The organism is Thermoactinomyces daqus (assembly GCF_000763315.1).
GTDB classification, from domain to species: domain Bacteria; phylum Bacillota; class Bacilli; order Thermoactinomycetales; family Thermoactinomycetaceae; genus Thermoactinomyces_A; species Thermoactinomyces_A daqus.
In genome coordinates this window covers 1-14,740 of the sequence record NZ_JPST01000006.1, presented here as the reverse complement: position 1 = coordinate 14,740, position 14,740 = coordinate 1, and the positions used below count along the sequence as shown (strand labels likewise).

14 protein-coding genes are annotated in these 14,740 nt (G+C 48.7%); 2 read left to right on the top strand and 12 right to left on the bottom strand.

Annotation, left to right across the window (positions count from 1 at the left end; translation table 11 throughout):
• Positions 1-3: 3 nt before the first annotated feature.
• The 12 genes from pnp to rimP form a co-directional block, all read right to left on the bottom strand.
• Positions 4-2,121: a polyribonucleotide nucleotidyltransferase gene (gene pnp / locus JG50_RS0102915; protein ID WP_033099625.1), complete on the bottom strand. Its 2,118-nt coding sequence runs from the start codon at positions 2,119-2,121 to the stop codon at positions 4-6.
• Positions 2,122-2,252: 131 nt separating this feature from the next.
• Positions 2,253-2,522: a 30S ribosomal protein S15 gene (gene rpsO / locus JG50_RS0102910; RefSeq protein ID WP_033099624.1), complete on the bottom strand. Its 270-nt coding sequence runs from the start codon at positions 2,520-2,522 to the stop codon at positions 2,253-2,255.
• A gap of 142 nt (positions 2,523-2,664) precedes the next feature.
• On the bottom strand, positions 2,665-3,609 hold the full coding sequence (ribF, locus tag JG50_RS0102905) for a riboflavin biosynthesis protein RibF (RefSeq protein WP_033099623.1): 945 nt from the start codon (positions 3,607-3,609) through the stop codon (positions 2,665-2,667).
• The gene (gene truB, locus JG50_RS0102900; protein ID WP_033099622.1) at positions 3,609-4,517 is read right to left on the bottom strand and encodes a tRNA pseudouridine(55) synthase TruB; all 909 of its coding nucleotides are present in this window, start codon (positions 4,515-4,517) and stop codon (positions 3,609-3,611) included. The genes ribF and truB overlap by 1 nt, the downstream gene beginning before the upstream one ends.
• Positions 4,514-5,488, bottom strand: a complete 975-nt coding sequence (locus tag JG50_RS0102895) for a DHH family phosphoesterase (RefSeq protein WP_033099621.1) — start codon at positions 5,486-5,488, stop codon at positions 4,514-4,516. The genes truB and JG50_RS0102895 overlap by 4 nt, the downstream gene beginning before the upstream one ends.
• Entirely contained in the window at positions 5,488-5,844 is a 357-nt protein-coding gene (gene rbfA / locus JG50_RS0102890; protein WP_033099620.1) for a 30S ribosome-binding factor RbfA, read from the bottom strand. Before rbfA ends, JG50_RS0102895 begins: the two co-directional genes overlap by 1 nt.
• Before the next feature lie 26 nt (positions 5,845-5,870).
• Entirely contained in the window at positions 5,871-6,155 is a 285-nt protein-coding gene (locus tag JG50_RS0102885) for a DUF503 domain-containing protein (protein ID WP_033099619.1), read from the bottom strand.
• Entirely contained in the window at positions 6,155-8,458 is a 2,304-nt protein-coding gene (gene infB, locus JG50_RS0102880) for a translation initiation factor IF-2 (protein WP_152568468.1), read from the bottom strand. The genes JG50_RS0102885 and infB overlap by 1 nt, the downstream gene beginning before the upstream one ends.
• Positions 8,459-8,481: 23 nt before the next feature.
• Positions 8,482-8,781 (bottom strand): YlxQ family RNA-binding protein, encoded by a 300-nt coding sequence (locus JG50_RS0102875; protein ID WP_033099617.1) that lies wholly within the window; start codon positions 8,779-8,781, stop codon positions 8,482-8,484.
• Positions 8,774-9,058: an RNase P modulator RnpM gene (rnpM, locus tag JG50_RS0102870; RefSeq protein ID WP_033099616.1), complete on the bottom strand. Its 285-nt coding sequence runs from the start codon at positions 9,056-9,058 to the stop codon at positions 8,774-8,776. Before rnpM ends, JG50_RS0102875 begins: the two co-directional genes overlap by 8 nt.
• A 25-nt stretch (positions 9,059-9,083) precedes the next feature.
• Positions 9,084-10,241 (bottom strand): transcription termination factor NusA, encoded by a 1,158-nt coding sequence (gene nusA, locus JG50_RS0102865; RefSeq protein ID WP_033099615.1) that lies wholly within the window; start codon positions 10,239-10,241, stop codon positions 9,084-9,086.
• A gap of 22 nt (positions 10,242-10,263) precedes the next feature.
• Positions 10,264-10,725, bottom strand: coding sequence for a ribosome maturation factor RimP (gene rimP / locus JG50_RS0102860; protein WP_033099614.1), 462 nt, complete (start codon positions 10,723-10,725; stop codon positions 10,264-10,266).
• 338 nt (positions 10,726-11,063) lie between these two features.
• Between rimP and pepF the strand changes: the two genes are divergently transcribed.
• Together pepF and JG50_RS18035 are read left to right on the top strand one after the other, a co-directional pair.
• Complete coding sequence (pepF, locus tag JG50_RS0102855; protein ID WP_033099613.1) at positions 11,064-12,875, top strand: oligoendopeptidase F; 1,812 nt, start codon at positions 11,064-11,066, stop codon at positions 12,873-12,875.
• Positions 12,876-13,270: 395 nt separating this feature from the next.
• The gene (locus JG50_RS18035; protein WP_081943678.1) at positions 13,271-14,515 is read left to right on the top strand and encodes a serine hydrolase domain-containing protein; all 1,245 of its coding nucleotides are present in this window, start codon (positions 13,271-13,273) and stop codon (positions 14,513-14,515) included.
• Positions 14,516-14,740: the final 225 nt, after the last annotated feature.

Sequence of the window (14,740 nt, the reverse complement as noted above, 5' to 3'; positions counted from 1 at the left end):
CTGTCACGATTCTTTTTTCTTATCCGCCTGCTCCTTCAGAAGCACTTTCCGGGATAAGTTAATCCGGCCTTGGTCGTCGATCTCTGTCACTTTCACCATGATCGAATCACCGACCTTGACTACATCGCTCACCTTGCCCACACGGTTGATATCCAATTGGGAAATATGGACAAGCCCCTCTTTTCCAGGGAAGAGTTCCACAAATGCGCCGTATTTTTCCACGCGCTTCACTTTGCCGAGATAGGTTTCTCCCACGGCGACTTCGCGCACCAGATCTTCAATGATCTGTTTTGCCCGTTCATTTTGTGTGGGATCGGGCGAAGCGATGTAAATGCGTCCGTCTTGCTCAATATCGATCTTGACGCCGGTCTCCTCGATAATTTTATTGATGACGCGACCGCTCGGGCCAATCACATCGCGAATTTTGTCAGGATGAATTTTCATTGTGAGGATCTTGGGCGCATACGGCGAGAGCTCTTTTCTCGGTTCGGAAATCACTTCGGCCATATGATCCAGGATAAACAGGCGCGCTTTCCGCGCTTGATCAAGGGCGCGCTCCAGGATCTCCCGGTCGATCCCTTCAATTTTAATATCCATTTGCAGCGCTGTTACCCCTTTTCGGGTACCCGCCACCTTGAAATCCATATCGCCGAGATGGTCTTCCATGCCTTGGATGTCAGTCAGGACAACCACATTGTCTCCCTCTTTGACCAATCCCATGGCAATCCCGGCCACCGGCGCTTTAATTGGCACCCCGGCACTCATCAAGGCGAGGGTGGATGCACAAATGCTCGCTTGGGAAGTGGAACCGTTTGATTCCAAAACTTCGGAAACAAGGCGAATCGTATACGGGAATACCTCTTCGGAGGGGATCACCGGTTCCAGGGCCCGTTCCCCCAAAGCACCATGTCCGATCTCCCTGCGTCCGGGTGCACGAATCGGTTTCGCTTCGCCCACGCTGAAAGGAGGGAAATTATAATGATGCATAAACCGCTTGGACTCTTCCAGATCAAGCCCGTCCAAAATCTGCACATCACCGAGCGCACCCAAGGTACAAACGCTGAGAACCTGCGTCTGTCCCCGTTTGAACAACCCGGAACCGTGCGTGCGGGGCAGAATATCGATTTCGCTGGACAGAGGGCGGATCTCGTCGTATTTCCGTCCATCCGGCCGCTTTTCTTCTTCCAAGATAAGACGGCGTACTTGTTCTTTTACGATCTGATCGAATACGTGGAAAATCTCGCTTTCTTTTTCCGCATATTCCTCCTCGGCCATCTCTTGCGCCAATTGCTGTGCCACCTGTTCTTTCACTTGGTCAATCGCATCTTGGCGCGCCTGCTTTTCCGTCACCTGAACCGCGTCAATGATCGCCGAAGTTGCCAGTTCGCGTACCCGCTGGTTGATGGTTTCATCCACCTGATACAGCTGTGTCTCCATTTTTGGAAGACCCACTTGGCTCACAATCTGTTCCTGGAAGGCAACCAGCTCTTTGATTACCTCATGGCCGAAAAGAATCCCTTCCAAGATCACCGATTCGGGGATTTCATCAGATCCGGCTTCCACCATGTTGATTCCGTCTTTGGTGCCGGCCACGACCAGGTGCATTTCCGATTTTTCCATCTGCTCCACTGTCGGATTGATGACGAACTTCCCGTCGACCCTGCCGACCACGACACCGCCGATCGGCCCTTTAAAAGGAATGTCGGAAATGGAAAGTGCTGCCGAGGCCCCGATCAGAGCAGCAATCTCAGAGGAACAATCCTGATCGACCGACATCACGGTTGTCACCACTTGGACTTCATGGCGAAACCCTTCATCAAAAAGCGGACGGATCGGACGGTCGATCAGCCTTGAAGCAAGAATCGCTTTTTCACTGGGCCGTCCTTCGCGTTTGATAAAACCGCCCGGGATTTTTCCTACTGCATACAACCGCTCTTCATAATTGACCGTGAGCGGGAAAAAATCCGTGTCCCGCGGCTCCTTGGAAGCTACGGCTGTGGCCAAAACCGCCGTCTCCCCATAGCGAACCATGACGGAACCATTTGCCTGACCAGCAAATTTTCCAACTTCTAAGATCAGTTTACGACCTGCGAGCATCGTTTCAAATATTGCCGGTTCCATGTTACAGTATTTTCCTCCTCTCGAAAACGTACATAAACAATCCATAATTCTTCATATGTACATTATGATCCTTCTCCGGTCATTTTAAAAGACAATAAGTTAAAAAGCGGGGCAAATGCCCCACTTTTTGGCTATCGACGCAATCCGAGTTTTTCAATCAGCTCGCGATAACGGGTAATGTCTTTGTTCTTCAGGTAGTTGAGCAAATTACGGCGTTGCCCTACCATTTTCAAAAGACCACGGCGGGAATGATGATCTTTTTTGTGGTCTTTCAGGTGAGCGTTCAGCTCATTGATGCGATGGGTCAAAATCGCAATTTGCACTTCCGGAGATCCGGTATCTCCTTCATGCTTTTTAAATTGGTCAATGATTTCTTTTTTGCGTTCGTTTGTCAATGCCATTGTGTATCCTCCTTTTGCTAAAACCCCCGTGACCCAGAGTATCGCCGAGGCATCGATCCACCGAGCCAGGGTTAAACCCAGCAGACAGCGCCTGCTGACACCGGATAAGTATATCACAGGAAAGCACGGAGTACAATAACCATTATTCTACAAATTCTTTCAGCCAGTTCTCCGCGTATTCCCGATCGGACTGAATTTGCTTAATTAATTCGTCCACAGAGGGAAACTTCTTCTCTTCCCGGATAAATGAGAGGAATTCCACTGATAAAATCTGTCCATATAACTGCACATTTTTCCCCAGAAGATGAACTTCCAGGCTCTCGCGGGGAACCGGGTCCGCAAAGGTGGGACGAACCCCGATATTCATAATCCCATATGATTTTTCACCGCCGACTGAAGCACTGACGATGTATACGCCCCGTTTGGGCACAAGATAAGGATCAAGCAAATCGAGGTTGGCAGTGGGAAAACCGATCTTCCGTCCTCTCTGGTCCCCGGTCACCACTTTCCCTTTCAGCTCATAGGGACGGCCCAGAATTCGGCAGGCAACTTCTACATCTCCCGCATCCAGCGCCTGACGCAAGCGGGTGCTGGATGCGGCGATTTCTCCTGACAAGATCGGCTCAACAATGCGCGTCACAAACCGGCCCCGGACGAGAAGCGGGAGGTCGGACGCCTTTCCGGCGGCACATCGGCCAAACGTAAAATTAAAGCCGGTGACAATCCCTTTGACCCCCAGCGGATGCAATACTTTCTCCACAAAATCTTCCTTCTTGAGCGAGGCAAAATCAAGGTCGAATTTTATAACATACGTTCGCTGTACTCCCAACTTCGCAAACTGATCCAGCTTGGCCGGAAGCGGAGTCAGGTAGCGATTCACGCCCGCCTGCCCCAACACCTCTCGCGGATGGGGATGAAACGTCATGACCGCCGGCACCGCATCCAGTTCTTTAGCCAGCATGACCGCTTCCTTGATCACAGCCTGATGCCCGAGATGCACACCGTCAAAATAACCGATCGCAAGCACAATTTTTTGCGCTTTTGGATCTTGTTTCTCAATCGGATAAGTTAAAAATATCGTTTCCATCAACATTCCACTTCCCGAAACACTTTTTCCGGTTTCGCCAATCCGCCGGGCATCACTCGATACAAAGCACAAAATCGTCCGGATTCCGAGTAAACCCGCACCAGGCTTCCCGATGCAGGCAAGCCTGAAAACCGAAGTTCCCAACCGTCCAGGACGCGTTTGACATCTTCATCACCAACAACCAGCGATGGCCATAAGCTGAGCGCATCGCCGGGGGAAACGAGATATTCTCCCAGCTTTTGCTGCTCTGCCGCCTGGGCGAGTTCTTCCAACATCCAGCAATCTTCCAAGTGAAACGGACCGCTTTGCGTGCGGACAAGCCCTGTCATGTGGGCAGGGTAACCGAGCGCTCGTCCGAGATCGACGCAAAGCGTACGGACATAAGTCCCTTTGGAACACAGGACATCAAACGAAATCTTGGGATAAGGTGTATCTTCGATCCCCAGCAGATGCAGTTCATAAATGAAGACTTTCCGCGAAGGACGCTCAATCTCTTTTCCCTCACGAGCCAGTTCATACAGTTTCTTTCCTTTGATCTTTACCGCAGAATACATCGGCGGAACCTGCTCAATCTCTCCTGTAAAGCGGCTGAAAATCGCTTCAACACAAGGATGATCCAATTTTTCCACGGAATCTGCCTTTGCCGTGATTTCACCCGTCTGGTCTTCCGTATCGGTAGAGATTCCCACCATAAACGAACCGCGGTACCGCTTCGGCATGGCCTGAATATACTCGGCTATGCGGGTCGCTTGTCCCAAACAAACAGGCAGCACGCCCTCCACTTCCGGATCAAGCGTGCCTGTATGTCCCACTTTTTTTTGTCCTGCCAAACGCCTCACTTTGGCCACAACGTCGTGGGAAGTGAGCCCTTTTGGCTTAAATACCGGCAAAATCCCGTGGCATGTCATCTTTTTTCACACTCCAGTTCCAGGCGAAGGCGGGGAAGCATTTTTTCTTCCGCTTCCTTGAGCGAACCGTGAAAGGTGCATCCGGCTGCCCGGGCATGTCCACCGCCGCCAAACGCTTTGGCCACCTTTCCGACATCGACGAACTCCCGGGACCGCAAACTCACTTTTACCGTCCCGTCCTCCGTTTCCCGGAACAGGATTCCGACATCAACCCCCAAGATGTTTCGGGCGTAATTCACAATGCCATCCAGATCTTCATGTGACTGCAAAAAAGCGTCCGTATCCTTCCTGCTCAAACTCATCCAAGCCACAAGCCCGTCATCGGATCGGCGCAGGCTGGAGAGCGCTTTTTGCAGCAATTGAAGCTGTTCGATGGTCACCGTTTCAAGAACGGCATCGGCGATTTTGTGGGACTCGATGCCCGTATCCACCAGCTGTGCGGCAATTCTCAGGACTTTGGGGGTGGTGTTGGAATAGCGAAATCCGCCGGTATCAGTCAATAAACCGGTATAAAGATAACTGGCCAGCCGTTGATCCAGGGAAACCCCCGCCTGTTCAACCCAATCGAACAGAATCTCAACCGTCGCCGCCGCATCGGGCACGACGATGTTGACATCTCCAAAGCGTTCATTGGTCGCATGATGATCAATATTGATGATGAAGGCATCTTCTGCGAGCAACTGCCGGATGTTGCCCATCCGTTCCCGATCAGCACAATCGAGCGCGATCACATGACGAAAGCGCCCGCTAATCTGATCAGTGGAAACGATCTCTTTTGTTCCCTCCAGGATGAAAAATTTCTTGGGAACGGGGGATTCATTCACCATTGTCACCTGTTTGCCCCATCTTTTCAACAGGTATCCTGCGGCAAGGGTGGAGCTGACTGCATCTCCATCCGGATTGACATGAGATACAATCAGCACTTGATCCGCTTCGCTGATGAAATGTTGAAGAGACTCAAACCACACCATTATTCTTTAGTCCCCTCTGTTTTCACTTCGTAAAGCAAGCGGGAAATGTGTTCGCTGTGCTCCAGCGACTCATCCATCACAAACAGCAGCTCGGGAACGTGGCGCAACCGGATGCGGCGCCCGATTTCCGAACGGATATAACCTTTGGCTTTTTCCAGTGCGGACAGCGTTTCTCCTTTTTCTTGAGCGCTTCCCAATACGCTGATATACACTTTGGCAATTTGCAAGTCGCCCGTCATTTCCACCCTGGTGATGGTGACAAAGCCGATGCGCGGATCTTTGATCTCTTGCTGAATGATTTGGCTCAGCTCTTTCTTTACCTGTTCGCCGACACGGCTTACCCGAATGCGTGCCACCTTCAAAACCTCCTAACACTCTTGAGTTACACATATGTGACGACAGCATCGTAAATCTCTAGCTCATCGAAATTCTCGATGAGGCGAAGCGCCTGCTGCAGTTCCTGTTCAACCACTTTCCTGCTGCTGCCCACACCGACGACAGCGATTTCCGTCAACTGGCGATCATCTTGTTTTCCCGTTTCCGCCACCGATAGATTGAATTTGTTGCGAACCTTGGCTTGCACACTCTTGATGACACGGCGTTTATCTTTGAGGGAAGCGGAAGCAATCACCCGCCCTTTGATCTCCAGTAGGCCGATGACGCTCATTACTTCCGTTCCACTTCTTCAATCACATATACTTCGATAAGGTCGCCTTCTTTGATGTCATTATAGTTTTGCAGGGTTAAACCACATTCATACCCCTGTGCAACCTCTTTTACATCATCTTTAAAGCGTTTGAGCGTATCCAGTTTGCCATCGTGAATAACAACCCCATCGCGGATGATGCGGGCATTTCCATCGCGAACGATCTTGCCTTCGATGACATAACAGCCGGCGATGGTTCCCACTTTGGACACTTTGAAAATTTGCCGAACTTCGGCCGAACCGACCACTTTTTCTTCAAACTCCGGATCGAGCATTCCTTTCATGGCCGCTTCGATTTCTTCAATTACATTATAAATGACCCGGTGCAAGCGAATATCCACTTTTTCCTGTTCGGCCATGGAACGGGCATTGGGTTCGGGACGGACGTTAAACCCGATCACAATCGCATTGGATGCCGACGCCAGGATGATATCCGATTCGCTGATCGCTCCGACACCGGAGTGAATGATTTTTACGTTCACGCCTTCCACATCGATTTTTTCCAGTGAACTTTTCAGCGCTTCTGCCGAACCCTGAACGTCTGCCTTGATGATAATATTGAGATCTTTCACTTCGCCCTCTTTGATCTGTTTGAAGAGGTCATCCAGGCTGACACGGCTGCTGGCGCCACGCTCTTCCTCGATTCGCTTCTGCATCCGTTTCTCGGCGATGGCCCGCCCTTTTTTCTCATCTTCAAACACCATGAACTGGTCTCCCGGGCTTGGAACATCAGGCAAACCCAAAATCTCGACCGGAGTGGACGGCGGTGCGGTTTTAATGCGGCGACCGCGATCGTTGATCATCGCCCGGATTTTGCCGAAATAATTGCCGGCGACAATTCCGTCTCCCACCTTCAGTGTACCGTTTTGTACGAGAACCGTCGCAACCGCTCCGCGCCCCTTATCAAGCTCTGCTTCGATGACGACGCCGCGGGCACGTTTATTCGGATTTGCTTTCAGCTCTTGTACTTCAGCCACGAGCAAGACCATCTCGAGGAGATCTTCAATTCCGTTTCCCGTCAAAGCGGAAACAGGAACGAAGATGGTATCCCCGCCCCATTCTTCGGGAACCAGGCCGTGCTCCATCAGCTGCTGCTTAACCCGGTCAGGATTGACACCCGGTTTATCCATTTTGTTCACCGCGACGATAATCGGCACATTTGCCGCTTTGGCATGGTTGACCGCTTCGATTGTCTGCGACATCACGCCATCATCGGCAGCGACGACCAAGATGGTGATATCTGTCACTTGTGCACCACGTGCCCGCATGGTCGTAAAGGCGGCGTGCCCCGGAGTATCCAGGAAGGTAATTTTCTTGCCGTTTACTTCTACCTGATAAGCGCCGATATGCTGGGTAATTCCGCCTGCTTCCCCCGCGGTGACGTTACTGTTGCGGATCTGATCGAGCAACGTGGTTTTACCGTGATCGACGTGGCCCATGATGGTGACAACCGGCGGACGTTCCACCAAATCCTCAGGTGCATCCACTTCTTCTTGCTCTTCAAAATTGGATTCATCCACTTCTTCTTTGTAAATGACGGTGACATCAAACTCTTCCGCGATCACGCTCATCGTCTCTACATCGATTTCCTGGTTGATGGTTGCCATGACGCCGTGGGAAATCAGCTTCTTGATCACCGCGGATGCTTCCCGGCGCAACAGTTTGGCAAAGTCAGCCACTGTGAGCGGGCCGGAAACGGTGATTTCCTTGGGCAGAACCGGAGCTTGTTTTTCCCGGTTTTCTCCCTTGCGGTCCCCTTTTTTACGGTTGCGCCCTTTCCCGCGCCCGATGGCAAAGTCTTTGGGCGGATCGTCTTTTAATTTGCTGAAACGGCCTTTTTTCGGATCTTCTTTTTTCGCGCGCTTCGGCTGCTCCACTTTATCCTTTGCCATGAAGCCGGCGGACTTTTGGACTTCCTCGGCGGCGGAAATCCGCGGCTGACGCCCTGGCGATTTCGGCTGATTTTGTCTCTGGTTCGGCCGGTTTGGACGCGAATTTCTCTTATTTCCCGACGGCCTTTGGCTTCTTGAACCTGACTGGTTTTGATTTTTCGCTTGTTGTTTCACTTTCTTCTCTCCCTGAGCCTTCTCTTTTGCTTCCGAAGGGGCTCCCCCTTCTTTATTCATGTGTTGTTCCACTTTCTGGATCATTCCTTCATCCAGTACGCTCATATGGTTGTTCACCTTCATGCCAACCTGTTCCAACAGATTGAGCATCTCTTTACTGGAAATTTTCATTTTTTTGGCATACTCGTAAACTCGCATTTTGGCCAATCGATTCACCCCCGTCAAGTACTTACCAGCTTGGCAAACGAACGGGCAAAACCCGCATCCGTCACGGCTACAACCACTCGTTCGTCTTTTCCAATCGCTTTCCCCAATTCTTGCCGCGTTCCGTAACGAATGAGCGGAACATCATAGGATGAACATTTATCTGTAACCTTCTTCTCGGCATTTTTAGCCGCATCCGTAGCCAGAAAAACGAGCTTAGCTCTTCCAGAACGTACTTCCTGCAAAACCAATTCTTCTCCGGACACTACCTTTTTCGCCCTCGTGGCAAGCCCGAGCAACTGCAGGATCTTATCCATCTGATCCGGGGTCAAGCGTTTTTACATAATCGCGAAGCTGGTCATAAAGTTCGGATGGTACTTGCACTTTGAGGGCTCTGTCCAATGCTTTCTTTTTCTGTGCCAAATCGATATACTCCATTTTTGCGCACAAGTAAGCACCGCGTCCTGATTTTTTTCCGGTCGGATCAATTACGATCTCATTTTCCGGTGTGCGCACAATGCGAACAAGGCTTTTTTTAGGAAACATCTCCTGCGATGCAACGCACTTGCGCATGGGAACTTTACGTTGCTTCATTTTTTAGAGCAACCTCCCCACCAGTTTATTCATTGATAAGATCTTCGATTTCACGGATTTCTTCTTTTTCCTCTGCGCCAGCCAAATGCGCCTCTTCTTCTGCGGTCCGATCTTCTTCTGCAATCGGATCTTCTTCCCCGATCAGATCGTTCTCCGCTTCTGATTCACTTTTAATATCGATTTTCCAATTTGTCAATTTGGCGGCCAGGCGGGCGTTTTGCCCTTCTTTGCCGATCGCAAGCGAAAGCTGATGATCCGGCACAACGACCCGCGCCATTTTTTCCTCTTCATAAACGGTGACGGAAACAACCTTGGACGGGCTCAGCGCATTGGCAATCCACTCATCAATCTGATCAGACCAACGCACAATGTCGATTTTTTCACCCCGCAACTCGCTGACAACCGTTTGTACGCGAGCCCCGCGGTGCCCCACACAAGCTCCGACCGGATCCACATCCGGATTGTGCGAAGCGACGGCCACTTTGGAGCGATAACCGGCTTCACGGGCAATCGCCTTGATTTCGACGATACCTTCATAAATTTCCGGAACTTCCAATTCAAACAGGCGTTTCAACAATCCCGGATGAGTGCGGGAAAGAAAGATTTGCGGACCTTTCGTCGATTTCTCTACTTTGGTGATAAAAGCTTTCACACGGTCACCGTGTTTGAACCTTTCACCGGGAATCGTTTCCGCATGGGGAAGAAGCGCTTCCACCCGTCCCAGATCCACGTAGTAATAGCGGCTGTCCGCCCGCTGGACGATCCCCGTGATAATGTCTTCCTCACGGTCCACAAAGTCTTTGTAAATCGCCGTCCGCTCTGCTTCGCGAATTCGCTGGGTCACCACTTGTTTCGCCGTTTGGGCGGCGATGCGGCCAAAATCGGCGGGCGTTACTTCGATTTCGACAATATCCCCCAATTGGTAGTTCGGATCGATCTCCCTTGCCGCATCCTGCGAAATTTCCAGACGGGAATCCAAAACCTCTTCCACCACTGTTTTACGGGCAAACACCCGGACTTCTCCGGACTGCCGGTTAATGTCAACACGCACGTTCTGCGCTGAATGGAAATTCCGTTTGTATCCGGAAATCAATGCAGCTTCAATCGCTTCAATCAAAATATCTTTGCTGATCCCTTTTTCTTTTTCTAACTGCTCCAGGGCCTCGATGAACTCGGCATTCATCGGTCCCATTCCTCCCTTCGCTTTAGAACACGACACTCAAGCGGGCTTTTGCCACTTTTTCAACCGGTATTTGAAAACTTTTTTTCTTTTCTTGAATGGTAAGTTGCACCCCATCGTATTGGCTCAACACACCATCAAATACCTTTTGCCCATCAATCGGTTCATACGTCGTAATATGCACATTTTTTCCCACGGCTTTATGAAAATCTTTTTCTTTTTTCAGGGGTCTTTCCGCACCCGGAGAAGAGACTTCCAGGATGTAGGCACCCGGAATCGGATCAGCCTCGTCCAGAGAATCGCTCAATTTTTCGCTGACGCGACTGCAATCATCCAGGTCTACCGGACGCTCCTCACGATCAATGAAAATGCGCAAAAACCAATTGTTCCCTTCTTTCTTGTACTCTACGTCGACCAGTTCCAATCCTTCTGCTTCCAAAATCGGCTTTGCCAGTTTTTCCACTGCTTCTGTTACCTGCCGACTCAAAGCCAACCCTCCTTAAAAACGGCTAATGACAGAACATCTTCGGCAAAATGCAAAGAGTGGGTCAGCGCCCACTCTTTTGCCAACAGATGTATCTACAATAAGTATAGCCAAAGCGATTATACCACAATCATCAAATCGCTGGCAATTGCAAATCCTTGCTCCCGACGTGCGGAAAACCAAAGGGCCGATCGAAAAATGCAGCGATCCCAGCGATGCTGATCGCTCAGAAACCGGACCGCGCCGCGACTTCCCCGAAAAAACAGGACACATCATTTCTGATTACGATAACAAATAGTATAATAAACATGTGACCTTCACGATCCAGAAGGAGGATGACGATGACAAAGCAAAATAGCAAGCAATTACCCCAACGATCCGAAATCCCGGTGGAATACACCTGGCGGCTTGAAGATATTTTCGACAGCGACCAAAGTTGGAACGATGAATTCGACCAAGTAAAAGAACTGTTGCCCAAAATATCCCAATACAAAGGAAAACTTGGCACTTCATCCGAAACGCTCTTGGCCGCCCTCAAATTTCAGGACCATGTGCTCTACCGCTTGGGAAAGCTTTATACATACGCGCACATGCGTTATGATCAGGACACCACCAACTCCTATTTCCAGGCTCTGAATGACCGGGCAAAACGGCTGTATTCCGATGCGGCAAGCGAAATGTCTTTCATGGTTCCGGAAATTCTGAGCATCAGTGAGCAAAAATTACAATCCTTTATTCAGGAAAACAAGGAATTGCAACTATACAAACACGCATTGGATCAAATCAACCAAAAAAGGCCTCATGTCCTGTCCGAACCGGAAGAAGCGCTTCTTGCGCAGGCCAGCGATGTGATGCGTTCCTCAGCCAATACATTCGGCATGCTGAACAATGCCGATCTTCGCTTTCCGACCATCATTGATGAAGAAGGAGACGAAGTGGAGATTACTCACGGGCGGTTCATCCAGTTTATGGAGAGCAGCGACCGCCGGGTGCGCAAAGATGCTTTTATGGGGCTTTACGCCACTTACAATAAATATAAAAACACCTTTGCCAGCACGCTGAGCGGGGCGGTGAAGAAAAATAATTTCTTCGCCAAGGCGCGCCGTTACCAATCGGCGAGACAGGCTGCCCTGTCATCCAACCACATTCCGGAAAAAGTATATGATCAACTGGTGGAAACGGTGAATGACCATCTTCACCTTCTGCACCGCTATGTTTCGATCCGCAAGCGCGCTCTCGGGCTTCCGGAACTTCACATGTACGATATTTATACACCGCTGGTAAAAGATGTGAAATGGAAAGTGACCTATCCGGAAGCACAGCAGATTCTCCTCGAAGGCTTAAATGTGTTGGGGGATGAATATATTTCCATCCTGAAGGAAGCATACGAAAACCGGTGGGTCGATGTTTATGAAAATAAGGGCAAACGCAGCGGAGCCTATTCTTCCGGCGCATACGGAACCTCGCCTTATATTTTGATGAACTGGCAGGACAACATGGACAATCTGTTTACGCTGGCACATGAATTCGGTCATTCCGTCCACAGTTACTACACCCGGAAGCACCAGCCTTTTGTTTACGGCGATTATACGATTTTTGTAGCGGAAGTTGCTTCCACTTGCAATGAAGCACTTTTGAACGACCATCTGCTCAAGACCACAAATGACAAACAAAAACGGTTATATCTTCTCAATCATTATCTGGATTCTTTCCGCGGGACGGTATTCCGCCAGACGATGTTTGCCGAGTTTGAACACTTGATCCATCAAAAAGCCCAAGACGGTGAAGCGCTGACCCCTGACTTGCTGACAACTCTTTATTATGAGTTAAACCGGAAGTACTACGGAGACGAAATCGTCAGTGACAAGGAAATCGGACTGGAATGGGCGCGCATCCCCCATTTCTATTACAATTATTATGTTTATCAATACGCAACCGGCTTCAGTGCAGCGGCGGCTCTGTCCAGCCAGATCTTGAGCGAAGGCAAACCGGCTGTGGACCGCTATCTCTCTTTCCTGAAGGCGGGCAGCTCCGATTATCCGATCGAAGTGCTGAAAAAAGCCGGCGTTGACATGACGACGGCAGAGCCGATCAAGCAAGCGCTAAAAACATTTGAAACGAAATTGGATGAGCTGGAAGAGCTCCTCTTCTGACAAAAGAACCCTGCCCTTGCCCGTCAAGCAAAAAGCCATTGAGTCTATGAAGCAGTACTTTACAGACTCAATGGCTTTTTTGTGTTTGTAGCAGGAGAACAAATGTTTATCATCAAATGTTATTGTTACATAGAATATTCGATGTTGGATGAAGGTGAGTACAAGTTTGATAACGGAAGGTTCAAGAACTCCGGAAAAGGCTGGAACTGCTGATAAAACGGCTCAGTGCCTTTCAGGGGTAAAAGAGCGAAATCTGATCTGAATAGCGCAAAGACGCTTCCAAAAAACAGTTTTCCCAAAACATTTCGAATCAGGAGTGGATGCTATTTGAAAGCGATTATTTCCCAATTAGAAAACTATATGAGTAAGTTAGAAGAAAATCGTTATTTTAATGGATCTGTATTAGTAGGTTAAAAAGAGAAATTTTACTAAGCCGTGGTTATGGTTGGAGTAATATAGAACATACTGTACCGAATACACCTCAAACTAAATATCGAATTGGCTCCATCACTAAAGGTTTTACAGCCATGGCTGTTCTTCAGCTGCAAGAACAGGGACTACTATCGGTGTTAGAACCCATTCGTAATTATATTCCCGACTTTCCCAAAGGTGATCAAATCACGATCCATCACTTGCTTACACACACTTCCGGCATTCCTGATTTTGTTAAATTCCCGGATTACTGGACCAGGATTATGCGATTGCCTTCTACTTTGGATCAAACCATCGATTTATTCAAGAATCTTCCTCTGGAGTTTATACCCGGAGAACGGTTTTCTTATTGTACATCGTCCTACATTTTACTTACTAAGATGATTGAACGACTTTCTAAGCAATCCTATGCCAGTTTTCTAAATCGTTACATTTTTGGCCCGCTTAAAATGAATGACACGGGTGTAGATGATGGTCGTACGATAGTCCATAATCTTGCTTCAGGATATTCTGTCTGGAAAGAGATAATTCATACAGAACACATGGACATGTCCATTCCTGTCGGGGGATATGGGTTGTATTCTACAGTCGAGGACTTATATCGCTGGGATCAGGCTTTATATACAAATAAACTCGTATCATATGAGTCACTCCAATCTATGTTTACTCCTCATCTGGAAAACTATGGTTACGGATGGGCTGTTCAACAGCTGGAGATCGGTAACAAATATCATACTTGTATTAGTCATTATGGGGATATCAATGGTTTCTGCGGAAATATTCTTCGATTCGTAAACGATAATCTTACAGTTATTATCTTGAGCAACCTAAATATTACTCCGGTAACATGGATCGGAAAAAACCTAGTTCGTTTATTTTTTGGTGTACCGATCTCATTTCCTGAAGTAACGACATCAATTGATCTAAATGAAAGTGTTGTTAAGCGCATAATTGGAATCTATCAGATAGAAAACTCTGAAAGAAAAATAACAATTACCTATGAAGGAGGACAATTATATCTAAGTGTGACTAAAATGCATGGAGCACCTTTTCAATATCCAATACACCCTGTTTCCGTCACTGAAGATTACATCCAGTTCAGAACTGAATATATTGATGAGACATTAGTATTTAATATAAACAAAACTCCCATTCAATTAATGTATAGAGAGATGGATCAGACACATATAGCCTTTCATTTAAGCTAATTAGATAAATAAGCTCATATCCCAGGGGACCGGATTTCATATTTGAGTCGCAGTATCTTATTTGGCGACGGCATCCGTCTGTTCCTTTCAGACCCGGAAGGGTTTATATCAAATTACTGTTACCGCCGGTCTATAATTGACCCAGGATCGCCGAAAAAGAATTGACCCACTCCCCGTCGAATAAATCCCCTTCGAATAATACCGCCAAATTTCTTCGGAGGGGGA